Raw genomic sequence first — 25,942 nt, 5'->3', positions numbered from 1 at the left:
ATTGTACCATTTGAATTTACTGAAACCCATTTTGAGAAAAGTTCCGCGGAATAAAATTTTTGTAACGGGGTTGCCAAACAACCAACGGTAAATCATATTGGGTGTGGACATGGTAGTCACTAAGGAAACCTTTTTTAGATTAGTGAATTGATTGATGAATCTTTTCTTGCCTTTGGATTGTTGTTAGATCATTCCCGGGGCAATAACCTTGTCGATGAATCCTTTGGTCATTGCTGGCATTGATTCCCACCAGATTGGAAAAACAAAGAAGATTTCATCGGCGGCTAGTAGACGTTCTTGATAATTAGCGACTTGTTCATTGATTGGCTGTCGTCTGCGCCAAGTACTCAAATCTGCCTCATGCATAACGGGATCAAAGTTGTCAGCGTGTAGGTCAATAACATCTAGACTGACATTGTCGTTGTCGGCAACACCGTCTTTGATTTTTTGTAACAAGGCTGCTGAGAAACTTCGATGGTGTGGTTCGTTGTCATACGCAGTAGCGGTGTATGGATGATCAAAAATAATACAGATATTTTTCATATTAGGTACCAGTCCTATTCGATTCACGTTTGAATTGTGCGATAAAGTAAATGTAGATTAAATCAAAGATGGAACAGATAACATCACAAATGATGATGTAATAATTTGTTGATTGAACAACTCCCATCAATAATGTTGGCGGTAATGTGCCCAACCATTTGGCGACAGCCACAGTGATTGATTGACCACGAGTGTTGGGACGCATGAATAACATGTTAACAAAGAGAATTGACATGGCGGCATTTTGTAAGTACGCACTATATTTGGCAGCTGCGATTGGGGCAAATGAGAAGTAGAACGCCAATTGGATTGCTAGACAACTCAAGAATGTCAAAATACTAAATGAAATGAAGTATCGTTTAGCTTTTTCTGGGAAAAATTGGCGACCATATTCAAAGTAGGTAATTACAATAACTATGTCCAAGGCAAACCAGATTAGGTTGACGTAAGTTTGAACACTGTTTAGGGCGGGATGAACGAAAATATCATTGGCGGTATAAATTCCTTCCCCAAGCGATGTTTAAGGCAAGGGCGAATAGTGGAATACCGTAAGTTTTATATTTAAAACCGTTGTAAATTAAACCAATATAGACAACGGTCCAGGCGATACCACTAATTAAAGTTAATAATAAAGTCATAGAATGATTGCTCCATTAGTTTTTAAATTCTATGTTGATTATCACATGGATAATTGAGTAGGAGTAGATACAAACCAACCAAAAGTGTTACATGAGGGGAAGTGGGAAAATGGATACTGAAAGTTCAAGCAAGGAATGGATCGCCCAAGCATTATTGATCTTGCTAAGAGACAAGCCATTAGACAAAATCACTGTCACTGAGATTACCAAAAAGGCGGGCGTGGCGCGGTTAACTTTCTATCGAAATTTTGATAGTAAGGAAGATGTGATTCAATACCAATCAAATCAGTTATTTAAGCAATATCTAAACGAGCTGCAGCAATCGCAGAGTGCGATGACGTTAGAAGCAATTCTAAAAACTAGCTTTGCTTATTGGCAAGATGGAGAAGAAACATTACAGGTCATGATAAAAAACGATTTGTTACCAATGCTTGAACAATCATTTCGCCAATACCTAGCGGCTTTGGTAGCCAGTTTCCCAGAATTTAATCAGTTCACGCATGTTCAGCAGTATTTTATTATTGGTGGGATAGTACAAGTGATAATCGATTGGTTGAGCCATGGTTTAAAACCGTCATCTGATCAGGTAATTAAAGAGATTCTGGACATGCTTAATCAAGATCAAATTTATCGTTCATAATAAAAAAGATTTCTACCCGGTATTAGTGGGATAGAAATCTTTTTGTTTAGTCTATGCTTGATTTAGTCTATGATTCTTTAGAATCATTGCCATTATAAATATCAGGTAATTGCTTCAAGAATAGCTCACGGTTTTCATCGGTTGTCGTGTTGACTTGGCCGAAATGGATCCATTTAGTATTAGCGTCAAAATTAAGGTCATCAAATACTCGATGAATCAGCATGCCTTGAATTGGGTCACCAGATTCATTGATCAAATAGTCTTTAGTCACGGTTGAGGTAGTGATTACAGTCGCTCTTTTAATATAACTTAATTTGCCAAATGTGTTAGCTTGTTCATCCTCATCGTAGGCAAATCCTTTGAGCATTACCTTGTCCAGGAACCCTTTGACGATGGCTGGGACGTTGTACCACCAAATCGGAAAAATAAAGATCAGTTCATTGCTATTCTTGATCATAGTTTGATACTTTTTTACTAGTGGATCAACAGATTCACCACGACCGAATTAGCCAGCGCAATTTTTTTGGATTGTTTGAGAAAAATGCGAGCGACTTTGACACCATTGCTAGTGGGGAAGACATGTAAAGAGGCTGTTTTATACTTATCACGAACTTCGCGACAGTTAGCATTAAATAATTTTTTGCTGTTTTATTTTGTGATTTCAATACCAACAAGTGAGCGTAAAAGTGAGGAAATCAGAGCCGAAATCGATGGGCTGAATCAAATTTGGTTCAGCCTACTAAGGACGTTCATCGATGATTCGGATCAATTGATTGTGGTGAGTCAAACCATTCGAGCACAAATTATCGGCGAAATTATGAGTGAGGGTACCGGTTGATTTGATAACCCTCAGTTACCAGCGGAAGACAGTTTTCAACAAGCAATATTAAAGATTTTGGATTAAAAGAGACCCATAGTTATTAGGCATTTGTCTAACAGTTAAGGGTCTTTCTTCATTCATCATAAAATTTAATCTTCATGGCCAATCTTCGACAGATATTCGATGAACTGCTCTTCATCATTAATCTCACCGTTCAGCTTATCGTTATACCAATCGATTTTGTCGTTTAAAACTTGTAAGTGGTGCTGAACTTGAGCAAAATCTTTTAAGAATTCATCTCTGGTCTTTTCTAGTAATTCAACGCGCTCTGCCATCGTATCATCACCTTGAGCACGCCAAATCACGTATTTTTTCATATCATTTAGCGACATGCCTGTGCCTTTTAGATGCAACAAGAATTTCAACCAAGAAACATCAGTTTCATCAAAGTATCGACGATTATTTTTATCGCGCTTAGATATCAATAGTGACTGACTCTCGTAATATCTAATTGTTGATTCATTCAAATTAAATATGTTGGAAAATTCTTTTATGGTTAGTGTATTTTGTTCCTTATGAGTCATTGATTGAGACTTCCTTTTTATCACTTTATGGTTTCAACTTGACTTAAAGTCGACTTTAACATGTATTATTTGGGACGTAAACAAGAAGTGGGTTTTAGGAGGAGTAGATATGACAGAAAAACAAACCGCCGGTCGAGATGCTTTAGGTGATTTTGCATCACAATTCGCCAAATTAAATGATGATGTTTTATTTGGCCAAGTTTGGTCACGAGAAAAAGAATTTTCAGCTAGAGATCGGAGTCTGGTCACCATCACAGCTTTGATTTCAACAGGAGCTTTTGAACAATTAAAGTATCACATGAATAAGGCCAAAGAAAATGGTTTAAGTAAAAATGAAGTTGTTGAGGCAATCACTCAACTGGCATTTTATGTTGGTTGGCCAAAAGCATGGTCAGCATTTTCAGTTGCTCAGGATGTTTATAAGGAGGATTAATCATGGCTAAGTACAGTGAACTAAAAGATGGCAGTATTTTTAAAGCAGGAATTCCTAATCCATACAGTCAGTATTTTGTTGGTCAAACTTATTTATCAGCATTGCCTGATTCACCTGATGGTCAGTTTGGCGTTGGTGTGGTGACATTTGAACCAGGAGCAAGAAACAATTGGCACATTCATCATGATGGTTACCAAATGTTGTTGGTTACCGGTGGCGAAGGATGGTATCAAGAGGAAGGTAAACCAGCCCAGTCCCTAAAGAAGGGTGACACTATTGTTACCAAAGATGGTATCAAACATTGGCATGGAGCGAAAAAGGATTCATGGTTCGAGCACATCGCGATTACAGCGGGAACGCCAGAGTGGTTGGAACCAGTAGAAGATGATTATTACGATAGTTTATAGATAAAAAGACGTCTTAATCTCAGTTGATGAGGTTAGGGCGTCTTTTTTTAACGATTATTTTTGCGTGAAGTATCGTGAATAAATTGCAGGCTAATCCAAATGATGAGATCAATAGACAGACCAATAAATGAAAACGGTGGATACCAAAATGCCACAATTAGAGTCATGGTGTTAATGCCTAATGAAATTAATTCATTAACGTTTAAGCCAATGTGATTTGTTATTTGATTCTCGTTTACTACCAGACTTCGTAAAATCAGCATTGTGATGTTGAATAAAAGGACGTTCAGACTATATAACACAGCTGGCGTGGATGACATTATGTGATCACCGAGCCAGGCGGTAGTAGCAGGTAGTAGTGACGTCCAGAAAAGAGCCAAAATATTGACCCACAAGATTTTGTTGTTGATTGTAGAAACTTGAGAAAATAAGAAATGATGATTAACCCAAATGGTAGCGATGAAAATAAAGGTGACTACGTAAGCAATAAACTTTGGAGCCACTTCCGTTAAAGAGCTTAATGAGGCTGAATTGCTTGGAAGTTTAATATCCAGAACTAAGATAGTTAAAATAATTGCTAATACTGCATCGGTAAACGCTTCAAATCGTTCTTTTCGCATGTTATTACTCCTGATTAAATTTGTTGTAACTAAAAATTATGAGAAAAATTCCGGATTAAATAGACTATCTAGCGTAGTGTCTAATGCGTTTGCAAGACGTAGGCATACTTTTAGTGATGGGTTATAACTTTTATTTTCAAGTAAGCCAATTGTTTGTCTGGCAAGTCCAACCTTGTCGGCAAGCTCGTTTTGTGACATTCCTAGTTGCTTACGATATTCACGAATTCTGTTATCCATTATGTTTATCCTAAAAATTTCGCTTAATTTTTGATTTATTCCAGATGTACATAAAAAGTCCCACAAAAATGGAAGTGATTAGTGCAATACCAAAATCCCAAGTAGTTGGTTTTTCATTCAAAATGTAGGAACTACCAAAGACGGATAGTAAGGTATAAACAACAAAATAATAGATTGTTTGTAAAATAGTTCGTATTCGAAGATGTTTTATTATCGAGCGATATTTTTTCTCAGAAGTAATTTCCTTGGTTATAACATATCGACCGATTGTGGTGCGACTTAAAAACATTGCATATCCAGAGATAATAAGCAGCATAATAGCTATTAATATAGTATGCATACTCAATTGTCTTTGATAAATGTCCCAAATTAATGAAATAGTCATAATTAGGATATTCAGAGTTATGGCTAATGCAAACAATTTATTATTCATTGCGGCAAGTTCTTGCTTTTGTACTTCATCCAAATTTGCTTCCAATCCCCAGAACCATTTATTTATAGCGTTCATTTCAAATCTCCCTTTCGCAACATATATATGTCATTGCAATATATATGTTGCATTATATCAGGTAATAAATCAAGAGGAAAATTTAAATAGAGGTTAACTCAAAAAGGTAATCCATGATATTTATTATCATGAATTACCTTTTTAATACTAGTTAGTTTTTCAAAAAAGATATCTATATCATCAAAAATTCTTATAGTGGAGCTCCATTTGAAACCGAAACACTTTGATTATTGTAATCACCGTTAAACATTGCATTAGCAGCCGCTCTTGCAAATGTTGTTCGATTAATATCGAATTCGTTTTTGTCAATTTTTCGATAATCTGGCGTATGGGTAATAATTTGGGTTTCAGGACCATTCTGAATTAAACCGGGTCTAAAGATAGTGAAATTCAATCCAGATTCATTGTACCAGTCTAATTTACTCAATTGATCTTTGGTGTATTTAGGATGAATTACTCGAACCGCTGACAAGTAAGGTGCGGTACCTGACATATATTCACCATAAATACCACCGGCTGAAATATCCACGACTTTTTTAATTGGGGTGTTGGTGTCACGAATAGCTTTGATCAGTATTTTGGTGTAGGCACCGGTTCCCAATCCACCAATTGAATTATAGATATAATCTACACTGTCAAGAGCAGTTACGTAGGCATCATAGTTGTCACCGTCGCCGACTATTACGGTGTAGTTTTCCCTTAAATCCTGAGGTAAACGATTTGGATTTCTCACGAATAGTTTGAGGTTTACGTCGGGGTAATCTGTTTGCATTAATCTAACAAAAGCTTGTGCAGTAGGTGAAGTGGCGCCGAGAACTAAAACTGTTGTCATAATATAATTTCCTTTTGCATATTCATTTCTATATTGATAGATCTAACTAAATGTAGTTCATTTTGCTAAACGAATCCACTCAACACGTCATCTGCATTTTCTCGAATGTTGAGTGTTGCTTCTTGATCAAACTCTGTTTTTAGGGGATTAATTTGGACTAGCGGCACATTTTCTTTTACTCGATCATAGTAGCCGTTTGAACCGATAACGATGACCATATCGGCTTCATTCATCCAGGTAACGGCATTCTCAATATCAGTTCTAGAAGTACCGATGTGATGATGAGTGGGTCCTGGTGAGATTAATCCACCACAGATAGGGCAGTAAGGAACCCCAGATTGGTTGAGAATATCGATTGAAAATTCGTGACCACATTTGAGGCAGTAGTTGTGGTTAAAACTGTACCAAATGTCTGCGACCTTAGTGTTACCGGCAATTTCGTGTAAGTAATCAACATTTGTAGTCACCACTGCGTCTAGATGACCGGACTTTTCAAGATTGGCTAATGCTTTATGGGCTATCGTGGGACCATTTTGGAAAATCTGATCCAAAAATGTTTTGTGAAGCTCTTTATAAAAACTAACTGGGTCTGCTTCAAGGCTACTTTCCGAGGATAGTAATGATCCTGAACCCATTGGCATGTGCATTAAATCGTTGATGCCAGCAGATGTTGAAATACCGGCACCTGTCAGTGCAACAATATGGTGATGTGAATCAATCAGTTGGTTAAGTTGTTCAATTTGTGGGTTGATGTTTTTCATTGTAAATGCCTTCTTAAATGAATGGGAAAGGTGAGTCTCCGTCTGTTCCAGGTTCCGATAAACCAATCGATCCCTGATTTGCTAAGTTAGGATCATTGATTAATTTAATAATGTAATCTGCAATACTGGCACGAGTGATTACTGTGCCACGGAATGGTTCACCTTTGACAGTTGTTTCGTAATTGATATCGGGACGATCAGACATCCATGACGCTCTTAAAATAGTGTAATTCAAACCAGAATTTTCAATTAGTTGGGCTGCATGTTTGAAGTCGGGCATGCCATCCATAGCTGCATTCCATTCACCAAATTTTCCAGGAACTTCGTCGTAAATTCTAATCCTAAGATGAAAATTAATCTGTGAACGTTATTCATGTTCATTGCTTGTTTAATTGGTTCAACGAATGGGGATAAGACACCACTTAGTCCAACGGCCACTATGTCTTGGCCAGCAATGGCTTTGTTTAAATCATTTTGATTGGTAGCATCGCCTTCGAAAACTGAAACAGGAACGGTAAAGTTGTCAGTATTTATCCGACTAGCATTTCTTAAAAATAGTGTTAAATGCACATCAGAATTATCCTTTAATTGATCTTCAAGAACTTTCATTGTGGCGCCATTAGCACCGATTAAGATTACTTTTTTCATTTTATTTCTCCATTAAGATAGCTCTAGTTGATAACAATTTAATCTGATCGAATGAGACTTCGTTTTGGTCCAACGTGCCGTTGTTAAGGGCAATCAAATATTCAACCACTGGTGTGTAGGCGTAATCGAGAATAATCTGATAATCAATGTCGAAAAAGGCCTGTTTTTTGATACCTATTTGAACAAATTCTTCTAATCCTTCGAAACCAGCAAAAGCTTGTTCCTGGGGAATATTCAAACTTTTGAGAATAGGGCTTTGGCCAAATTCCCGAATCAGAATGAATTCATCTAAATGTTCTTGCCCATATTCATAGATTAGGTCCATGAAGTGATTGAATTCTTGCCGAGGGTCGCCGTGGATATCGAATTTAGTAACTGCTTCAGCAATTCGCTGCTTGCGATTTAAATACAATGAACGAAGCATGTCATTCTTATCTTCGAAATAAGTGTAAAGTGTTCCGGAAGCAACTCCTGCATCCTTTGCAATCTTGCTTAAAGACACAGCGGCGATTCCTTGGGTCATTATTATGTTGCTAGTACTATCTAAAATTCTTTTTCGTTTTTCATCATCTTGTGATCGCATATAAATTCCTCAACAAATCGTGGTAATTGATATTTTCTTCTGTTTGCATGATATGATTTTCATTCTTAATTGAACAATCAATCAAGAATGATGAATAGTATATACCCTGTAAAATTTAATGCAACTAGTTTTGATTATTAAAATAAAAAATCCCTGCTAAAGTCGCGTGACGGCTGACTTTAACAGGGAAAATATTTTTAATTTAATCTGCATTTAAGTTAATAAAGGTATTGTAATTTAAATATTGATAGTGCACGCGCATAGTCGAGAATTCAAATGGGGTACCATCATCCAAGAAGAAAGTTCCTGACATGATGCCCACGGGTTCATTAGTACTTAGGTTAAGTAATTCTTGATCTTCTTTAGTAGAAGGTTCAGTCATTATAGACATAAAAGACTTACTAACTCGTTTGTGTTCTTTATCATCAATATAATTAAAGATTGATTCTCTAACAGTATCAGGAGATAGCTCTGGTGCCAATTTGATTGGGATATAACCAGTCTCAATGATGATTGGTTTACCATCGATTAATCGGAGACGTTTGATTTGATAAACAAACTCATTTTCATTCAAGAATAAATTTTGTTGGATTTCAGCACTGGCAGGGGTTACCTGATAATCCAGTAATTTAATAGTAGATTCTTGTCCGGCTGTACTGATATTGTCAGTCACGCCAAGATTATTTCCTTCATATTGAAATAGAGATTGGTTCTTCAGATAGAGGGGATTAACGAATGTTCCGGATCCACGTTTTTTAAACACGACTCCTTGTTGAGCCAGAATGTTTAGCGCCCGCTTGATCGTACTACGACTTACTTGGTACGATTCGCTAAGACTACGCTCGTCCGGTAATTTATTATTTTGAAATTCGTTATCAAATATTCGGTTTTTAATATCGTTAATTATTTTGCGATATATTAAATCTGCCATGTTATTGCTGTCTCCTGTGAATTAACCAATGTCTGGAATCATTTTTGTAAATTATAACAGTTTTTTTGGTACGTATACAATTTATAATTAGAACGTTCCAAAATTTCGAGAAAAGAATCCACATTTAAAATGTTATTGCATGCGTTATTTTGGTAAATAATATATGATGTGCAGTGCATGTAGATTTGATTTTAAACGGGCCTTATTTACCTAGTTTTATTGAATTGTCGGCCACTTGAAATAGTTTCATTATTTCATTTAAAAAATTGGGACGTATCAATTTCAAAGATGTTGACTTTTTTAAAAAATAAGGTATGATATGGTTTGTAAATAGATATAACCATTACCATCAAATCTAATTTACGAATGCAGTCGAGATAATTAATTTGTTATCAATTCATTGAAGGAGTGTTAAATACATGACAGTAGATTACGATTCCAAAGCATATTTGGAAAAAGTAGACGCATGGTGGCGCGCAACCACTTACCTTTCAGGTGGTATGATCTTTTTAAAGAGCAACCCACTATTCTCTGTTACAAATACACCAATTAAAGCTGACGATGTTAAAGTTAAGCCAATTGGTCACTGGGGTACAATTTCAGGACAAACATTCTTGTATGCCCACGCTAACCGTTTGATCAACAAGTACAACTTAAACATGTTCTACATTGGTGGTCCTGGTCATGGTGGCCAAGTTATGGTTACTAACTCATACTTGGACGGTACTTATACTGAAGATTATCCTGAAATTACTCAAGATATCGAAGGTATGTCACGTCTTTACAAGCGTTTCTCATTCCCTGGTGGAATTGGATCACATATGACCGCTCAAACTCCAGGTTCACTTCACGAAGGTGGAGAACTTGGATACTCACTATCACATGCTACTGGTGCTGTATTAGACAACCCAGATGAAATTGCATTCACTGTTGTTGGTGATGGTGAAAACGAAACTGGTCCTGCAATGACTGCATGGAACTCAATCAAGTTCTTGAACCCTAAGAATGATGGTGCTGTATTGCCAATTCTTGACGTTAACGGATTCAAGATTTCTAACCCTACTATTACTTCACGAATGAGTGACGAACAATTGACTAAGTTCTTTGAAGGACTTGGCTGGTCACCACGTTTCATCGAAAACGATGACATTCATGACTACATGGCTTACCACGAAAAGGCTGCTAAAGTCTTTGACCAAGCTATTGCAGATATCAAACAAATTCAAAAAGATGCTCGTGAAAACGGCAAGTACGAAGATGGCGAAATTGCTGCATGGCCAGTAATCATCGCTCGTTTACCTAAGGGTTGGGGTGGTCCAAGCCATAACCAAAAGGGTGAACCAATCGAAGGCTCATTCCGTGCTCACCAAGTTCCTCTTGACTTGAAGCAAGGCGACTTAAGCCAATTGCAAGAATTCGAAGATTGGATGAACTCATACAAGCCAACCGAATTATTCAATGCTGATGGATCATTGAAGGACGAAGTTGCTGACTTTGCACCTAAGGGTGACAAACGTATGGCAGCTAACCCAGTTGCTAATGGTGGTCGTGCTAAAGGCGCTAAGGCAGAAATGCTTGACCTACCAGACTGGAAATCATTAGCTAACGACATCAACGATAGTAACCGTGGTACTGAATTACCTGAAGGTAACCGTAACATGGATATGAACGTTCTTTCTACTTTCTTTGCTGGCGTTGCTAAGAAGAACCCTAACTCATTCCGTATCTTCGGACCTGACGAAACTATGTCAAACCGTCTATGGGACATGTTTAACATTACTAACCGTCAATGGATGAGTAAAGTTAACGAACCATACGACCAATACGAAGCTCCAGAAGGCCGTATCTTGGATGCTCAATTATCAGAACACCAAGCTGAAGGTTGGTTAGAAGGTTACACATTGACTGGTCGTACTGGTGTATTCGCATCATACGAATCATTCTTACGTGTAGTTGACTCAATGACTACTCAACACTTCAAGTGGATCCGTCAAGCTGCAGATCAACCATGGCGTAATGATTACCCATCATTGAACTTGATCTCAACTTCAACTGTATTCCAACAAGACCACAATGGTTACACTCACCAAGATCCAGGTATGCTTACTCACTTGGCTGAAAAGAAGTCTGACTTCATTCGCCAATACCTACCTGCTGATGGTAACTCATTGTTAGCCGTATTTAACCGTGCCTTCAACGACCGTCAAAAGGTTAACCATATTGTTGCTTCTAAACAACCACGTCAACAATGGTTCTCAGTTGATGAAGCTGAAGAATTAGCAACTACTGGTTTGAAGACAATCGATTGGGCTTCTACTGTTGCTGAAGGTGAAGATGCTGATATCGTCTTTGCATCAGCTGGTGTAGAACCAACTATCGAAACTTTGGCTGCTGTTGACTTGATCAACGCTGCCTTCCCAGAAGTTAAAATGCGTTATGTGAACGTTGTTGAATTAGGCCGTCTTCAAAAGAAGAATGGACCTCTTAACTCAGAACGTGCATTGACTGACGACGAATTCATCAAGTTCTTTGGCCAATCAGGTACACCAGTTGTATTTGGTTTCCATGGTTACGAAGACTTGATCGAATCAATGTTCTACGAACGTCAACACTTAGGCCTACATGTTCATGGTTACCGTGAAGATGGTGATATCACCACTGCATACGACATGCGTGTATATTCTAAGTTAGACCGTTTCAACCAAGCTAAAGACGCTGTTCAAGTTCTTATGGACAAGGGTGTTGTTGACAATGCTGCCGGCAATGACTTTGAAAAGAAGATGGATGACATCTTAGCTAAGCACTTTAAGATCACTCGTGACGAAGGTCATGATATCGAAGAGTTCACTGATTGGAAATGGACTGCACTTAAAAAATAATTTATGATGATTTGATTGTTTTCAAATCGGACTAATGAATTTAAAAGAGATGAAGATTTTATAATCTTCATCTCTTTTTTTGTGGTTCTAAAACATTTTAGTAACCAATTTGAATATCCGTGATAATTCTATTAACAGAAATGCCATTTTGTTTGAGAAACTGCTGGTTAGCCTTAACGATTTTAGATGATCCTGAAAGATAATAATAAGCTTCATTACCGAATTCATGAATGCTGCTTAAGATCTTTTCTTGAGCTTCTTTACGAGATTCTACGGGTAAATAATCAAAATTATGATTCTGTGTGGCGACGTTCGTAAAGTCATCTGCAAACAAGTGAAAGCCATGGGATGAGTGAATTAGTTTGCTCGTTTGGGTTGGCTTATCCAGCAATGACAGGGCCATTGATCTGAACGGAGTTATTCCAACTCCGCTGGCAATCATCACAGCGGGAGAATGTGGATCTTTGATGCCAAATGATCCGATTGGTCCACGGAGATTAACTTGATCACCAGGTTTGAGATTAATCAAAACTGATTTGTATGCACTAGGTTCTTTACCAGTCCTAGTGCCAATGATAATTGAATGTTCGCTTGGCGCAGCTGCTATAGAAAAGAAACGAAAGCCACTGCCGCTATGCTTCTGGTGAGGCAAGGTAAACATTCCGGCTGTTCCTGGATGCCAATCAAAAGGCTTGTCTGAGGCGAACGTTAATTTAATAGTGAAATAATCGGCTGCGGGATGCTGAACTTCTTCTACTGATAATGGGATAGGACTGAAAAATGATTTAATTGTGTTGAGAATCATGATGATTCCTCCTTAACTTTTTACTTTTTGAAAATTATGGTATATTTACCAAACATGTTCGCTAGCGAACTACTTTGTTAGTATAGTTCTTTGTTTTAAAAGAGGCAAACATAATGACAGGGAGATTTATGACAAGTAATATATAAAGTAAGTAATTAGCTCATGTTAGAAAGAAGGATTCACATGGCTGCCACAATCGCAGAGATGATCAAATCAATCAGCATAATGTATGACAAGCAATTTACTAATCAAGTTCTTTCCGGTAACGAGCTACCTAAGGTCACTAGTACGCAAATGTCGGTTTTACAATACATGGATAGACATATTGATGAAGTTATTACACAACGGACATTACAAGATGAGTTTAACCTTAGCAAGTCAACAGTTAGCGGAATAGTACAGCGATTGCGTAAGCATAAGTTTATTGATGCTATCCCTATCGCTAATGATAAAAGGTCTAATCAACTTGTGTTTAACCCAGAATTTAGAAGATTAATGGTTAATCATAATGATTATTTTGTTGATCAGTTAACTGATATGAATAGTCGATTAGTTAATGGAATGACTGAGGAAGAAATTAGGCAATTTACAAATTTGCTGGAGAGAAGCTTAAAGAACCTTGATGAACATTCATCACAAATGTAATCAGTCTTCAAATGCATTGGTTTGAATGATTTGTGTTTTAATTGGGTAAATGATTATTTTATAAATAGGAGAGCCAATTATGAAAAATGTATTGATATTGGGAGCAAGTGGAAACATTGCTCAGATGGTTACAGATAACATTAAGGAACAAGCTAACTTAACTTTGTTTGTTCGTGATCCTAAGAAATTAGTTGGTGATACACAACCAGCTAAAGTCGTTCAAGGAGATGCTTTGGACGTTGATCAACTTACTGATGCCATGAAGGGCCAAGACATTGTCTACTCAAACTTGGGACCTAATAGAATGGCAGAGATGGCAAATGTTGTTCGTCAAGCTATGATCAATTCTGGAGTTAAAAGATTAATTTGGGTCGCTACTGCCGGAATCTATGGTGAAGAATCCACAGATGAAGGTTTGAAGAGAGGTACTGAAGTTTATGGTGACTACAAAGACCCTAGCTCATACTTTGGTGATGAAAGGGTTGGTGCAGATATTCTGGATGAAACTCCTGAAATAGAGACCACTATTATCAGGCCTAATGCTTTGACTAATGATCAAAGAGTTGGGGATGTTGTAGTGGATGGTCGAAATGATCGAATTCGTCCAAGTGCATTGCCAATTTCTAGAATGACTGTCGCTGATTTTATTAGCAAATTGATTCTAAATGATGATCAATACAAAAATGATTCCATTGCGATTAGTGAAGTATAGTATTGATTAAATAAAGTTTCTTTCTAGTCGTTGTGATTAGAAAGAAACTTTTTTTGTTGTTAGTTAATAAAGGGCTATAATTTAGATGAAGAATCATTGGTGTGTCGTTTAAGGGGGAGAATTAAATGAAATTACTCAATGTTTTGACTCAATTTTACTTTGGAGACTTTGTCTTTGTTATATTTAGTTTTGCTGTTCTTATACTTATTTTAAGTTTCGTTGTGTATATTGGTGTGAAGTTATACAGGAAATTTATTAAGTAGAGCCAGGATTATTAGAAGTTATAGCTATCAAAATATTTATGTAAGGAATTTAAATTTATGCCATTAATGAGAATCGACGTTATTAAAGGTCACGATGAAGAATATTTAAAGAAATTGCTACAAATAGCTTATGAGGTGCAACTTGAAACGTTCAATACGCCTGAAGGTGACAGGTACCAAATTTTGACTCAGCATGAACCATTTGAAATGCAGATTTTAGATACTGGTTTAGGAATTGAACGAACCAAGGATGTAGTATTTTTTAACTTGGTTACCAGACCAAGAGCTACTAAGGCCAAAGAAGCTTTCTATCGACAGTTAACTGATCGTTTGCATAAAGAACTGGGATTGCGAACTGAAGATGTTGTATTTAGTTTAGTACCTAATAACGATGACGACTGGAGCTTTGGTAATGGCGAAGCACAGTTTTTGAATGGTAAATTGTAAATATTCCATAGTTATTATTAATTTGAAAAGACTCTCTGTTATGAGACTCCGACGATAGGTGTTACAATCACTTCGAATTAAAAAATTAAATTGATCGAGGAACGATAACAACATGACAGATAAAGAAAAAGTTCAACAAGTTATTAACGACTACGCTACTTACGCTGACACAAGACAAACACAGAAACAATTTGAATTATTCGCATCTGATGGTTCGATGACAGTCTATTATCCATGGAATGATCCAGACAAGCCGGACTTAGTTGACACGCCGGAAAAATTGATGGCAACTTTTGAAGCATTAAAACAATATGAGCACACATTTCATATGATCGGTCAGTCTTCTGTTACAGTTGACGGAGATACCGCTGAAGCTTATGTCTACACAATTGCCCATCATGTAACCGCAAATGAAGATGGTACCAAATCATTAATGGTTGCTTACTTGCGCTACAATGACAAGTTTGGCAAGCAAGCCGATGGTACTTGGTTGTTTACCAATCGAGAACTTCATGCTGATTTCATTGAAAATCGCCCATTGAATTAAAACAATAAGATTAGTCCAGTCCTTATGTTTATCTGAGGATTGGGCTTTTTTTATTTAAAAAAAATGAAATTAAACCTTCAAATTTTGTTGACAAGCAACAATATAAAGAATATAGTTCTCTTTGTTGACAAGCAACAAAATGAAATTTAATTCAAGAAGGTTTTACAAATGACAAAATTATTAGTTATTCAAGCACATCCACACATCGACAACAGTCTTTCTCTTGCGGTTGGTGACAAATTCGTCGAATCGTACAGAGAAAGTCATCCTCATGATGAAGTAATTGTTCGCGATTTATTTGACGGTCCTGTTCCACCATTGAACGATCAAACTATGGAAGCTTGGCGAAAACAAAAGTTTGGTGAATCATTAAGCGAAGAAGAGACCGCCTTATTGCAGCAACACGCAGACTGGCTTGATGAGTTCATCAGCGCAGACAAGTACGTATTCATTAACCCGATGTACAATCACTTCTTGCCAGCTGAAATGAAACAATATTTGGATATCACAGCTGTAGCTCATAAGACATTTATGTACACAGCTAAGGGCCCAGTAGGATTATTAAATGATAAAAAAGCGATTCACATTCAAGCAGCCGGTAATTTTTATCATAATATGGATGTCAATAGTCAAATGGCATTGATGGATTTGGGAGATGTTTATTTAACTCAGACAATGAAATTCTATGGTATTAATGGCGTTGATAAATTATTTATTGAAGGCGCAGATGCCAAACCAGAACAAAGACAAAACATCTTAAAGGCTGCACTCTCTCAAGCTGTTGTGATGGCCGAAACATTTTAATGTATAATTAAGTTAATTTTGAATAGGGAAGTGTGATGTTTAATGGAAGAGAATTCACTTGCAGAACTGCAAAAGGCAATTAGTATAATTCGCTCGGAAAGCGTTAATGGCCGAGGAGCTCAAGAGCAAAAGTGGCTACAGAGCCATTTGGAAAAACCTAAGTTGCGGTCGGCAGTGACTCAACTATCAATCGTTTCACTTCATATCCTATCAGGTTTGCAGGAACATGAGTTAACTGGAATTGAACTAGCTGAGCAGTTGAATGTTACAAGAGGTGGGATAACCAGAGCCGCAAAAAAATTAGCTGAAGCGGGTCTAATTAAAATTAGTAGGAAGCCAGACGACAAGAAAAAAATATATTATTCGTTGACCGAGGATGGAGCAAAAATTGCCAGTGTTCATGATGAGATGCACCGAACGTTAAACAAACGTATGACGCAAAAGATCATTTCAAAATATAGTGACAGTGAATTAAAAAATGCTACTAAGCTGATCAGTGATCTAGCTGAGTTCGAACGAGAATTTTATTAGTAATAACGTAAAATGTTAAACATCAATTATTTAAAAACAGGCTTTCAACTAAATTAGCTGAAAACCTGTTTTTTAGAATTCGTTTTTCATTAAACTACTCATTCTTAGGTAGGCGAAGAAATGAAAAATGATTCCAGTTCCTAGTAAAATCGCACCAGCAAGACTAGAGAAGAAAGTCGCACCAATTGCGATAAAGTAAATGATGATACTACGCATTGGGTCGGCTTTTATTTTTTCATAAAATGTGTTGCTTAGACGGTGATTTTTAAGTTCTTGATGATGGTGAATATACACGTACATAATCCAAAAAGTAGCCGAGATAAGCAACGCAACGATATCATAGACAATCAGTGCGGTTTGTAAATCAGGTTGATTATTAGTGCTTAACGTATGAGCAACTAAGGACATAGGGTAGTCCAATAGTGTAATGCTGAAAAGCATCAATAAATTCAATAGATTAACATTTCGATCAATGTGATCTAGCATGCCGAAGTAGTCGTGGTGAAATAACCACAAAGTGCCGACATAAAAGTAAGAAAAACTATATGAAAGTAAAAGTGGCCATTGATTGATCAGTGCTTCAACTAGATGACCTGACTGATAGTCTGGAATACTGAATTCCAATACTAAAATAGTGATCAGAATGGCAAAAATCCCATCACTAAATGCCTGAAAACGATCCATACTCAAAATTAATCCCCCAGAAAACGTTGATTTAACTGTATTATACAACTAAGTTGATGATGGATAACGTAGTTAGTCTCATGCATCGGAATATAGTTAACAAAAAGAGAGCCACTAACGTTGGCATAGTCAGTAGCTCAATTTGTGATTTTACTTCCTGCGATTGATAACAATGACAATTATTCGTCCAGAAATCATCAACGTAATTATTATCAATAAATATCTAGGGAGTGAAAATGCAGTTCCGTCATGCATATAACTCATTAAGTACGTAAAGGCACTAATGACTAGATAATAGATGAAGCTCAGTAAGCCACTGGCAGTACCAATAACATCTTCAAATCCGATTAAAGCGCGACTTAATGCAATTGGCAGAACAATGTTAATACCAATGAAAGTTATAAATACGGATACTAAAAATAAGATTAGGTTATTAGTGGTAACAAAAATGATGAGTGTCCCAGCTAATGAAATAGTTAAACCCAGGTCGACAATTTTCTCTGGTGATGTATGGCTGGCAAAATGATTAGTAAGTATTGCGCCAACAATACTAGCGGCGCCGATTATTAATCCCAGCCAACCATATTGAAAGGCGGTTAATCCAAAGTGTTTTTCAAAAATAAATGGGACTTCAGCATAATAGCTAAATAAAATCCCATTGATGCCACTTATCAACAGACAAAAGAACCAGACTTTGGGGCTTTTTACCATTTGCCACGCAGTAGATTGCCATGAAACTACTTTGACATTAGTTCTAATAACCCGAGTTTCTGGTAGCTTTATAGACACCATGATGATCAGGATGAGTGCCATACCGATTAATAAATTGAAGATACTGTGATAACTTTTAGAGTATGTTAGTATACCACCGCCGAGTAGAGGCCCTAGTGCTGGCGAGAGTGCCATGGCAGCACTAACTTTAGCAAAGATTTTTTCGCTTTCAATGCCGCTGAATGATTCGCGCATGATAGTTTGAGTAATGACTGATCCTGATGCTGCTCCAAAAGCTTGAACTATTCGGAATGTCATAAATAAATTAAAATTACCAGACATTAATAGACCGATATTGCCAATTAGATACGTAGCAATTCCTAGAATCATGGCAGGACGGCGCCCAAGGTAATCTGATAATCTGCCCCAAAAAAGAACCCCAAAGGCAAATCCGATGAAATAGCTACTCATCGTTAATTGACTGGTTTTGGCACTGACCAGCATAAGCTTACTAATATTAGGTAATGCAGGAGTGAATATGGATTCACTGATTTGTGGAAAGCCAACTAATGCAATAATTAACATAATCGCTGGCGTTTGTTTACGGACGTTATTCACGTTAATTCTCCTTAATATTTAATATACGGAAGAACGTCCTAAGCCACTTACAGTGGCAATTGAAATAAAGACTGCGTATTCAGCCATTGTATTCAGCTCCTTTTCGAAGATAATTCATTCAGGTTACACGATTTTTTCTAAAATATCAATACTTGATAATTCGTGATTAAACACAAAAAAACAGCCACATTATTCATGTGGCTGTTTTTTAATATTCTTCAACATCGGTTAATATTTTTCGCTCTGGATGAGGTGAGTCATCATCTATGATCTCGAAGTCTGCGGTTTTAGTTTTAGCATTATTTTTAACACGGTTAGCAGTAAATTTTTTAAATTGATGTCTAGCAAATATGAATAATCCTATGACAGCTAGGATTACTGGAATGAACACAAGTAATCGCCAAGTTAAAGCAATACCAACTAACAACAAGATTGTTGGAAAGAAAAGCCTTAACGGGTTACGATTAAAAAGATTAAGTGTCAATTAGGATTCCTCCGATAATTTATTTATTTGATTAAGCATTCTACTAGCTTTCTGATTAAAAGCAAGAGTATTAATTAATTATTTAGGATTGGTTTTCTATCAATTTCCACTTGTAAAAGATAGAGTTATCTTTTATAATATCTGCATGAAGAAAAAAGATATGAACAAGCAAACTATTATTCAAGATGCAGTTGCTAAAATCATTTTAACTGAAGGAGCCGTTAGCGTTTCGACGACTAAAGTAGCCAAGTTGGCTCACATTGCTCAATCCAACGTTTATTTATATTTTAAAGATAAGCAGGCATTATTGGACAGTGTGTATAACAGAGAAAGGGATCGCATTATCAATACTACAGATATTGCTGAATTAAGAAACCACGATATCGATATTGAAAATAGAATTAGATATTACATTGAACAAGTTTATGATTATTCACTAACCAATCCTGACAGCATGAATTTGATTGAACAAATAAAGTTTTTGATGGGTGAAGATGATGGATTAGTCATTAGTGATTCACCGAACGATATCGTTCATGAGTTATTACAGGAAGCTATGGATAATCAAGTAATCAAGAAGTTACCAATTAATTTTCATATGGGAATCGTATTTTCAACGATTCATCGACATACTAATAACATCATTGAAAATAAATATTCTAAATCAGAATATAAATTTGAAACCATTTATCAATTTATTTGGGATGCAATGCGGATTAATTAGCACGGAGGAATTTAAAATGGACGTTTTACAAGCAATTCAGACTAGACACTCAACGAGAGCTTTTGAAGATCGTCCAGTTGATAAAGATACATTAACTAAAATTGTTGCTGATGCTCAACACACACCATCATGGGGTAACTCTCAGCCTTGGAATGTGTACATTGCAACGGGTAAAAGTTTAGCCAACATCAAAGACCTTTTTGCTACTGGTTCGGAAGATGGGCTTGCCGAAAATGCGGATTTATCTAAAGTTCACATGGGTGACTTTTCATCTTTTGCTAGTCAGAATATGGGTCATCGGGTCGGGACCTTTAGGCCTGTGATTGAATCTGATCCTGACACTTATTGGGATAGTAGGAGCACTTTGTACGCGCACCAGCAATTGCTTATTTGGTATTGGATGCTGATCCTAATAATTGGTCAATTTATGACTTGGGAGCATTTTCGGAAACCTTAATGTTAGCCGCAACTGGTCGAGGTGTGCAATCATTGGCATCTTATGAATTAGTTAAATACCCGGACGTGATTCGTGATGAGTTGGGGATGCCTGCAAATAAGGTGGTTGCAATGGGCGTGGCTTTAGGATATGAAAAAAGTGACAAGAATTTAAATGCCTATCGGAGTGATCGGGTAGCAACTGATCAAATGTTAAAAATCATCGATTAATATTTTTATCTGCTCAATTCATTTATGAATTGAGCTTTTTTTATTTGAGTACAAAAAAGCCATAGCTTCTAAAAGAAGTTATGGCTGATCAAAATAAATTAGTTATTTTTCAAATATTCAACGTTCTTCGAATCTGATAAGAAAGACTGCAAATCCGCAAGCAATCCTGGTTGAGTTGGGTGCCAGTTAAGTTCTCGTTGCGTTTTATCACTGCTAGTGGGGTTATTGCTCTGCAATGTATTGCTAAGAAATGGTCCAGCGTATTCAATGGCATCATCACTGGTTAACGATTTTAAAGGCAATCCGAGTGTTGTACTTATCGTAGTTGCAATATCTTTGAATGGAATACCTGTTTCGGCAACAGCATTGTAAGCTGAACCGGCCTGGCCTTTTTCGAGGGCGTCGACAAAAAGAACTGCAGCGTCCAATCTGTGAACTGCGGGCCATTCATTAGTTCCGCCGTTAAAGTATGCCGCGGCACCGTTTTTTATAGCAATTTGAGAAGCGACCGTTGCTAATCCTTGCCGGGTCGCATCGTGAACAGTGGGTGCTAAACGAACGGCTGTTGCGCGCACTCCTTTAGTAGCAAATCCTAATGCGGTCTTTTCTGAGCGGCTTCTTAGCTCTTTGTCGTTACCGGCGTCGTCTTCAGTTGCGGGACGGCCTTGGTAAGCCACCATCAAAGTACCTGAAGTATTAACGAACGGTTTATTGGTTCCAATAAGTCCATTACCAAGAGCGTTAACAGCATTAACGTCTTGTTCAACAGCTCCAGCCATGTCATCAAAGTTGTTATTAAAACCAAGATGAATAACACCATCACTGTTTTTAGCACCTTCTGTTAAGATGTCAGTATCTGTTAGACTTCCCCGAACAATTTCAATGTCCTTATCAGCTAATTTTTGAGCTGATTTATCAGAACGAGCTAGTCCGATAACTGTGTGATTACGACGAAGTAGTTCATCAACTACAGCTGAGCCAATAAATCCGGTTGCTCCGGTAACAAAAATTTTCATGTTTAAATTCCTCTTTAATTTGTTTTTAGTTTAAAGATAGAGTTATCTTTAATGTGGATTAATTATAAAAGATAACCCTATCTTTTGTCAACTGATTTATGTCATTCAATTTAAGTGTATTCAAAAACCATTCATTATAATGTTTAATGAGTGGCTTTAACTATAATTTTATTTTTAAAATACGCGTTGCATTTAAGATAACTACTAAAATACTAGCCTCATGGACGAACATACCTGTTGCCATATCAACATAATTGGTGAGTAATCCGACAAGTAAGACTAACACAGTGGCGATTGCAATGACGATATTTTGTCGCATGTTGTTAATAGTTATTCGAGCTAATTTTTTTGCTTTAAAAATGTTATCAAAGTCCGAATCGATTAATACCACATCAGAGGTTTCAATTGCGGTATCAGTTCCACTACCCATAGCAATTCCGACGTTGGCTTTGGCAATGGCAGGGGCATCGTTAATTCCATCACCAATAAACAGAACCTCGCGGCCATTGGCTTGCTCTGACTCTAGTATGCCTACTTTATCAGTGGGCATTAGCTCTGCCCGAACATCGTCGACCTGAATCAATTTACCAATCTGCTTGGCGTTTTTTTTGTTATCACCAGTTAGCATTGCAAATTTTTTGATTCCGTATCTGCGTAAAGCATTTAAAACATCCTTAACTCCAGGGCGGAGCTGATCAATAATCCCAAACATTATTACTAATGTTTGGTCAGCCATCATTAGGACAATTGAATTGCCAGATTCTTGTAGACCTCTTAGTTGTTTAGTTTGCTCGTCGGTTAAGATCACGTGGCTAGTTTCTAAGACGGTTGGACTGCCTAACCAGATGGTTTGCTGATTATATTCAGCAGTAATTCCAACACCATTGATGGTTTTAGTATCTAACGATTGGTTAATATTATCAGTTGATTGTTGGGCGTATTTAACAATTGCTGTTCCTAATGGATGGGTGGAAGTTTGTTCCATTTGGCTGGCAATTAGCAACCAGTTTTCATGATCATCATATTGATAAAGTTGACTAACGCTGGGATGGCCAGTCGTAATCGTACCGGTCTTGTCAAACAACAGCGTGTCGATATTATTTAGCTCATCCATCACGCTACCACCCTTAACTAATATCTTACTTTGGGCGCCACGACCAATCCCAGCAACGTTAGAGACTGGCGCGCCAATTACTAATGCTCCCGGACAGCCGAGAACTAAAAACGTAATGGCTAGTCGAAAATCTTTAAAGAATAAAAAGATCATCGCAGCGATAATCAAAACAGCAGGAGTGTAGTATTTCGCAAACTTATCAATGAACTTAGCGGCGGGAGCTTGATTATCTTGAGCATCTTCCACTAGTTCAATGATTTTACCGAAGGTTGTGTCTTCGCCGACTCTAGTAGCCTTAACGGTAATTGTGGCCTCCTGATTAGTAGTTCCCATGTAGACCGCATCGCCAGGCTGTTTTTGCGTACTAATCGATTCACCAGTGACGGTGGCTTCATCCAATAAAGTTGACCCGGTTAAAATATTACCGTCGACAGGGACTTGATCGCCAACTCGCACTAGGATCTTATCATCAACTTCAATCTCGTCAACGTCGATTGATTTAGGTTCAGTATTATCATTTAACAATAGGGCGGTTTTAGGAGCACTTTCAGTTAATTCCTTAATTGATTTGTGAGTCCGGTTTAAAGTTCGTTGTTCGAGGAAATTCCCCAAGATGAATAAGAAGGTGACAACTGCAGACTCTTCAAATTCTTGAATAATTACTGCGCCAATTACAGCAATTGAAACCAAGAGCTCAATACTGATTACTCTAGCATTAAGGGCCGAGATGGCGCGGAGAATTGTGGGTAATCCAGCAATGATGGTGACGATGGCAAATAAAGTATTCGTAATCAAGGTTAGTCCCGCAACCCGAAATCCAAATCCAAGGAGCAACAGTATTGCAGACCATAAGGTTAATTGCGTCCAATACTTATTAAATTGATTAAGTAGTTTAGCCATGCGCTAATCCTCCTTGTCGTCTTCATCTTCATCTAAATAGCCTTCAAGTGGTTCATTACCTAAGCGAGCTTGGAATTTTCTGTTATAAGAATTCATTATTGATTGGAGGTTAGTGATATTGCTGGCAAGACTGAATTTTTCTTCATTATTCGATAACTTAATCGCACGGCCAATAAACATTTGACTAGTTTGAATATCAGCAACAATCATTGATAGCATTTCATCTGCACTAAGATATTTATTTTCTCCAGCTTCGGTGATCATAGAATACTCTTCGAATTCAGCGGTGGTTGAGGCCGGTTTCTCGTTCCACTCAATTAAGCGATTCCCAATTGAGATAAATTCATTGTCGATTGCCGTCCGAAACTCACTAATTAATTGTTGATCACTTTGATAGTTAGAACCCTTGATGTACAAATTGAATTGAATTAGTTTAGTCGATAATTTTCGGAGATTTGCTAGAATGTGGCCAGTCATTGCTCCTGCAGTAGGAGTATGATGGTCAATTTCTGATTGAGCCTGTTCTGCTTGCCATTTTTCAGTGATAGTAGTCATTATTATTCACCTTTTTCTTTCATAGTTTTAACGTTATAGCCAAGACTAGTAACGGCCTTAACCAGATTATCGCCATTAGTTTCATCATTGATGGTCGCCTTGATTTTGCTTGCATTGAACAATACTTTGACATCTTCCACACCAGACTGTTTTCGAAGCGATTGATCAATTTTAGTCATACAGCTAGGGCAAGTTAAGGTATCGAGTTGCATAATTACTTTTTTTGACATGATGATTATCTCCTTTAAAATTAGTTATTTTCTTTGATGACCTTATTATCTGTTATCATGGAATAAATGAAATTGACCCAGATCAAGTTTGGGATAAAATAATGCCAGAAAATTAATTTTAGTTAGGATGAGGTACGTAATGGATGAAATTTCTAAGCATCACTGCGTTTCGTTAGTGCCAATTTTTAAAAATTTAGATGAAAATCAAGCGCAATCAATTGAAGCAATTGTTAATCACCGTCGTTATGAAGCTGGTGAATTTCTGTATCAGCAGGGTAAGCCAATAAACGAGCTGTCAATTATTGCAAGTGGCCAAGCAAAGGTCATTCAAACAACGTCCGATGGTAAAGAGCAATTGTTATACCTGTTACAGGCTGGCGACATTAATGGTGAGGCAGCTTTAATTAGTAAGTTAACTCACACTTCTGCTGCCAAAGTTTTGATGCCAACGACTGTTTGTTCAATCAATCGGGATGAATTTCAAAAAATATTACTGACGATGCCGCAACTAAGTGTCAATGTGTTGGATGTATTGGGTACTCGATTAAGTAACTTAGAAGAAAATACAACTTCGACTAATACCGAGCATGTTGATGTCCGGTTAGCAAGCTATCTAGAGGATACTGCCGCAAGCATTGGTGAGAATCCATTTACGTTGCCAATTACGCAGGCAGATTTAGCTTCATTATTAGGTACTACACCTGAAACAATTAGTCGAATTTTTGCAAAATGGGAAAAGCAATCATTTATTGAGCGGAAATCTCGGCGTAAATTAAAAATCATTGATTTAGATTCGGTGATTTAATTGGAAAAAGTCAACAATAAAATGATTATTCTCATTGTTAAAGACGGCTGCGTTCTATAAATAATAAAAGCACTTATCAAGTTATGAATGCTTAACTTGATAAGTGCTTTTATTGCGTTTAAGTTTTATTTAACTGGATCATTAATAATTTCAATTCCGGCATTAGGACCAGCATCTAAGCTGACGATACGGTCAATTGAGATAACGATTGCGGCAATAACATCTGGTAATTTGTTCTCAGTTGCATAAGCTTGAGCATCAGTGTGAATTTGGTCTCCTTGATGAATAACTGCTCGACCTTCAACACGGATCCCCTTCATTCCTGGATGTGGGTGAAAAGCAACTGCGATTTTGTGATTTTCTTGTAAATTGTGCCATGCTTGATGACCAGTCTGTTCGTTGTAGATCAAGTGTTCATCATCAAAGATACGCATGGTTCCCTTAGGACCAACCTGGGGGTTACCATTCTCGTCAACCGTTGCAATGAACGCAAATGAATCAGCGATTAATTTTTTCATATCATCAGTTAAAACTGCCATAATAAAACCTCCCAAACAATTTATACAATAATTATAGGTCGAGATTGAAAAAACTGTTAATGATTGGCTTGCTGGATT

34 protein-coding genes and 2 pseudogenes are annotated in these 25,942 nt (G+C 37.2%); 15 read left to right on the top strand and 21 right to left on the bottom strand.

Annotated features, from left to right (window positions below):
* Positions 1-183: 183 nt before the first annotated feature.
* Both O0236_RS08685 and O0236_RS08680 read right to left on the bottom strand, forming a co-directional pair.
* Positions 184-543, bottom strand: a complete 360-nt coding sequence (locus O0236_RS08685; protein ID WP_268913598.1) for an NAD(P)H-dependent oxidoreductase — start codon at positions 541-543, stop codon at positions 184-186.
* 1 nt (position 544) lies between these two features.
* Positions 545-967, bottom strand: a complete 423-nt coding sequence (locus tag O0236_RS08680; RefSeq protein ID WP_268913599.1) for a hypothetical protein — start codon at positions 965-967, stop codon at positions 545-547.
* A 323-nt stretch (positions 968-1,290) separates the two neighbouring features.
* Between O0236_RS08680 and O0236_RS08675 the strand changes: the two genes are divergently transcribed.
* A complete protein-coding gene (locus tag O0236_RS08675) occupies positions 1,291-1,821 on the top strand; it encodes a TetR/AcrR family transcriptional regulator (RefSeq protein ID WP_268913600.1) in 531 nt (176 codons plus the stop codon).
* 67 nt (positions 1,822-1,888) lie between these two features.
* On the opposite strand, the pseudogene O0236_RS08670 reads toward O0236_RS08675, so the two are convergent.
* Positions 1,889-2,290, bottom strand: a pseudogene (locus O0236_RS08670) (NAD(P)H-dependent oxidoreductase); the annotation flags it as partial.
* Between the two features lie 63 nt (positions 2,291-2,353).
* On the opposite strand from O0236_RS08670, the gene O0236_RS08665 reads away from it, so the two are divergent.
* Positions 2,354-2,659: a hypothetical protein gene (locus tag O0236_RS08665; protein WP_372791282.1), complete on the top strand. Its 306-nt coding sequence runs from the start codon at positions 2,354-2,356 to the stop codon at positions 2,657-2,659.
* Positions 2,660-2,790: 131 nt separating this feature from the next.
* Here O0236_RS08665 and O0236_RS08660 read toward each other — a convergent pair whose 3' ends face one another.
* The gene (locus tag O0236_RS08660; RefSeq protein ID WP_268913601.1) at positions 2,791-3,225 is read right to left on the bottom strand and encodes a MerR family transcriptional regulator; all 435 of its coding nucleotides are present in this window, start codon (positions 3,223-3,225) and stop codon (positions 2,791-2,793) included.
* Between the two features lie 109 nt (positions 3,226-3,334).
* On the opposite strand from O0236_RS08660, the gene O0236_RS08655 reads away from it, so the two are divergent.
* Positions 3,335-3,658 (top strand): carboxymuconolactone decarboxylase family protein, encoded by a 324-nt coding sequence (locus O0236_RS08655; protein ID WP_268913602.1) that lies wholly within the window; start codon positions 3,335-3,337, stop codon positions 3,656-3,658.
* Positions 3,659-3,660: 2 nt separating this feature from the next.
* Positions 3,661-4,065, top strand: coding sequence for a cupin domain-containing protein (locus O0236_RS08650; RefSeq protein WP_268913604.1), 405 nt, complete (start codon positions 3,661-3,663; stop codon positions 4,063-4,065).
* Positions 4,066-4,112: 47 nt separating this feature from the next.
* On the opposite strand, the gene O0236_RS08645 is transcribed toward O0236_RS08650, so the two are convergent.
* The 8 genes and pseudogenes from O0236_RS08645 to O0236_RS08610 all read right to left on the bottom strand — a co-directional run bounded on the left by O0236_RS08645 (position 4,113) and on the right by O0236_RS08610 (position 9,185).
* Complete coding sequence (locus O0236_RS08645) at positions 4,113-4,685, bottom strand: TMEM175 family protein (protein ID WP_268913606.1); 573 nt, start codon at positions 4,683-4,685, stop codon at positions 4,113-4,115.
* A gap of 36 nt (positions 4,686-4,721) precedes the next feature.
* Positions 4,722-4,922: a helix-turn-helix transcriptional regulator gene (locus O0236_RS08640; RefSeq protein WP_268913607.1), complete on the bottom strand. Its 201-nt coding sequence runs from the start codon at positions 4,920-4,922 to the stop codon at positions 4,722-4,724.
* 10 nt (positions 4,923-4,932) lie between these two features.
* Positions 4,933-5,430 (bottom strand): DUF3278 domain-containing protein, encoded by a 498-nt coding sequence (locus tag O0236_RS08635; RefSeq protein WP_268913608.1) that lies wholly within the window; start codon positions 5,428-5,430, stop codon positions 4,933-4,935.
* A 190-nt stretch (positions 5,431-5,620) separates the two neighbouring features.
* Positions 5,621-6,262 (bottom strand): NAD(P)H-binding protein, encoded by a 642-nt coding sequence (locus O0236_RS08630; RefSeq protein WP_268913609.1) that lies wholly within the window; start codon positions 6,260-6,262, stop codon positions 5,621-5,623.
* 65 nt (positions 6,263-6,327) lie between these two features.
* The gene (locus tag O0236_RS08625; protein ID WP_268913610.1) at positions 6,328-7,023 is read right to left on the bottom strand and encodes an SIR2 family NAD-dependent protein deacylase; all 696 of its coding nucleotides are present in this window, start codon (positions 7,021-7,023) and stop codon (positions 6,328-6,330) included.
* A 13-nt stretch (positions 7,024-7,036) separates the two neighbouring features.
* Positions 7,037-7,632, bottom strand: a pseudogene (locus tag O0236_RS08620) (NAD(P)H-binding protein).
* A gap of 40 nt (positions 7,633-7,672) precedes the next feature.
* Complete coding sequence (locus O0236_RS08615; protein ID WP_268913613.1) at positions 7,673-8,254, bottom strand: TetR/AcrR family transcriptional regulator; 582 nt, start codon at positions 8,252-8,254, stop codon at positions 7,673-7,675.
* 202 nt (positions 8,255-8,456) lie between these two features.
* Entirely contained in the window at positions 8,457-9,185 is a 729-nt protein-coding gene (locus O0236_RS08610; protein WP_268913614.1) for a GntR family transcriptional regulator, read from the bottom strand.
* Positions 9,186-9,604: 419 nt separating this feature from the next.
* On the opposite strand from O0236_RS08610, the gene O0236_RS08605 reads away from it, so the two are divergent.
* On the top strand, positions 9,605-12,064 hold the full coding sequence (locus O0236_RS08605) for a phosphoketolase (protein ID WP_268913615.1): 2,460 nt from the start codon (positions 9,605-9,607) through the stop codon (positions 12,062-12,064).
* A 97-nt stretch (positions 12,065-12,161) separates the two neighbouring features.
* Here O0236_RS08605 and O0236_RS08600 read toward each other — a convergent pair whose 3' ends face one another.
* Positions 12,162-12,869 (bottom strand): FAD-dependent oxidoreductase, encoded by a 708-nt coding sequence (locus O0236_RS08600; RefSeq protein WP_268913616.1) that lies wholly within the window; start codon positions 12,867-12,869, stop codon positions 12,162-12,164.
* A gap of 183 nt (positions 12,870-13,052) precedes the next feature.
* On the opposite strand from O0236_RS08600, the gene O0236_RS08595 reads away from it, so the two are divergent.
* The 6 genes from O0236_RS08595 (at position 13,053) to O0236_RS08570 (ending at position 16,818) form a co-directional block, all read left to right on the top strand.
* Positions 13,053-13,514 carry a MarR family winged helix-turn-helix transcriptional regulator gene (locus O0236_RS08595; protein WP_268913617.1) on the top strand — a complete coding sequence of 154 codons (462 nt, stop codon included), beginning with the start codon at positions 13,053-13,055 and terminating at the stop codon, positions 13,512-13,514.
* Positions 13,515-13,593: 79 nt separating this feature from the next.
* The gene (locus O0236_RS08590) at positions 13,594-14,226 is read left to right on the top strand and encodes an NAD(P)H-binding protein (RefSeq protein WP_268913618.1); all 633 of its coding nucleotides are present in this window, start codon (positions 13,594-13,596) and stop codon (positions 14,224-14,226) included.
* Positions 14,227-14,546: 320 nt separating this feature from the next.
* Positions 14,547-14,936, top strand: coding sequence for a tautomerase family protein (locus O0236_RS08585; RefSeq protein ID WP_268913619.1), 390 nt, complete (start codon positions 14,547-14,549; stop codon positions 14,934-14,936).
* A 112-nt stretch (positions 14,937-15,048) separates the two neighbouring features.
* On the top strand, positions 15,049-15,483 hold the full coding sequence (locus tag O0236_RS08580; RefSeq protein WP_268913620.1) for a nuclear transport factor 2 family protein: 435 nt from the start codon (positions 15,049-15,051) through the stop codon (positions 15,481-15,483).
* A gap of 168 nt (positions 15,484-15,651) precedes the next feature.
* Complete coding sequence (locus O0236_RS08575; RefSeq protein WP_268913621.1) at positions 15,652-16,287, top strand: FMN-dependent NADH-azoreductase; 636 nt, start codon at positions 15,652-15,654, stop codon at positions 16,285-16,287.
* 42 nt (positions 16,288-16,329) lie between these two features.
* Positions 16,330-16,818 carry a MarR family winged helix-turn-helix transcriptional regulator gene (locus O0236_RS08570; RefSeq protein ID WP_268913622.1) on the top strand — a complete coding sequence of 163 codons (489 nt, stop codon included), beginning with the start codon at positions 16,330-16,332 and terminating at the stop codon, positions 16,816-16,818.
* Positions 16,819-16,890: 72 nt separating this feature from the next.
* On the opposite strand, the gene O0236_RS08565 is transcribed toward O0236_RS08570, so the two are convergent.
* The 3 genes from O0236_RS08565 to O0236_RS08555 form a co-directional block, all read right to left on the bottom strand.
* Positions 16,891-17,502: a TMEM175 family protein gene (locus O0236_RS08565; RefSeq protein WP_268913728.1), complete on the bottom strand. Its 612-nt coding sequence runs from the start codon at positions 17,500-17,502 to the stop codon at positions 16,891-16,893.
* Between the two features lie 150 nt (positions 17,503-17,652).
* Positions 17,653-18,831: a multidrug effflux MFS transporter gene (locus O0236_RS08560; protein WP_268913623.1), complete on the bottom strand. Its 1,179-nt coding sequence runs from the start codon at positions 18,829-18,831 to the stop codon at positions 17,653-17,655.
* 208 nt (positions 18,832-19,039) lie between these two features.
* Complete coding sequence (locus tag O0236_RS08555) at positions 19,040-19,315, bottom strand: hypothetical protein (protein WP_268913624.1); 276 nt, start codon at positions 19,313-19,315, stop codon at positions 19,040-19,042.
* Positions 19,316-19,460: 145 nt separating this feature from the next.
* On the opposite strand from O0236_RS08555, the gene O0236_RS08550 reads away from it, so the two are divergent.
* From O0236_RS08550 to O0236_RS08540, 3 genes are read left to right on the top strand one after another with little or no spacing between them, the layout of a single operon-like run.
* Entirely contained in the window at positions 19,461-20,039 is a 579-nt protein-coding gene (locus O0236_RS08550; RefSeq protein ID WP_268913626.1) for a TetR/AcrR family transcriptional regulator, read from the top strand.
* 16 nt (positions 20,040-20,055) lie between these two features.
* Positions 20,056-20,496: a nitroreductase family protein gene (locus O0236_RS08545; RefSeq protein WP_268913627.1), complete on the top strand. Its 441-nt coding sequence runs from the start codon at positions 20,056-20,058 to the stop codon at positions 20,494-20,496.
* 32 nt (positions 20,497-20,528) lie between these two features.
* Positions 20,529-20,705, top strand: a complete 177-nt coding sequence (locus tag O0236_RS08540) for a hypothetical protein (protein ID WP_372791271.1) — start codon at positions 20,529-20,531, stop codon at positions 20,703-20,705.
* A 98-nt stretch (positions 20,706-20,803) separates the two neighbouring features.
* On the opposite strand, the gene O0236_RS08535 is transcribed toward O0236_RS08540, so the two are convergent.
* From O0236_RS08535 to O0236_RS08520, 4 genes are all read right to left on the bottom strand, one after another.
* Positions 20,804-21,721, bottom strand: a complete 918-nt coding sequence (locus O0236_RS08535; protein WP_268913629.1) for an SDR family oxidoreductase — start codon at positions 21,719-21,721, stop codon at positions 20,804-20,806.
* Between the two features lie 160 nt (positions 21,722-21,881).
* Complete coding sequence (locus O0236_RS08530; protein ID WP_268913630.1) at positions 21,882-23,735, bottom strand: heavy metal translocating P-type ATPase; 1,854 nt, start codon at positions 23,733-23,735, stop codon at positions 21,882-21,884.
* A 3-nt stretch (positions 23,736-23,738) separates the two neighbouring features.
* Positions 23,739-24,290, bottom strand: coding sequence for a DNA starvation/stationary phase protection protein (locus O0236_RS08525; protein WP_268913631.1), 552 nt, complete (start codon positions 24,288-24,290; stop codon positions 23,739-23,741).
* A 2-nt stretch (positions 24,291-24,292) separates the two neighbouring features.
* Entirely contained in the window at positions 24,293-24,520 is a 228-nt protein-coding gene (locus O0236_RS08520; protein ID WP_268913632.1) for a heavy-metal-associated domain-containing protein, read from the bottom strand.
* 139 nt (positions 24,521-24,659) lie between these two features.
* On the opposite strand from O0236_RS08520, the gene O0236_RS08515 reads away from it, so the two are divergent.
* The gene (locus tag O0236_RS08515) at positions 24,660-25,325 is read left to right on the top strand and encodes a Crp/Fnr family transcriptional regulator (protein WP_268913633.1); all 666 of its coding nucleotides are present in this window, start codon (positions 24,660-24,662) and stop codon (positions 25,323-25,325) included.
* 125 nt (positions 25,326-25,450) lie between these two features.
* Here the strand turns inward: O0236_RS08515 and O0236_RS08510 are convergent, their stop codons facing one another.
* The gene (locus O0236_RS08510; protein WP_268913634.1) at positions 25,451-25,864 is read right to left on the bottom strand and encodes a pyridoxamine 5'-phosphate oxidase family protein; all 414 of its coding nucleotides are present in this window, start codon (positions 25,862-25,864) and stop codon (positions 25,451-25,453) included.
* Positions 25,865-25,942: the final 78 nt, after the last annotated feature.

Source organism: Lentilactobacillus sp. SPB1-3, from assembly GCF_026913205.2.
In the GTDB taxonomy this organism is placed as follows: Bacteria; Bacillota; Bacilli; order Lactobacillales; family Lactobacillaceae; genus Lentilactobacillus; species Lentilactobacillus terminaliae.
The sequence above is the reverse complement of the archived record's forward strand: the minus strand, read 5'-3'. Positions and strand labels throughout refer to the sequence as shown.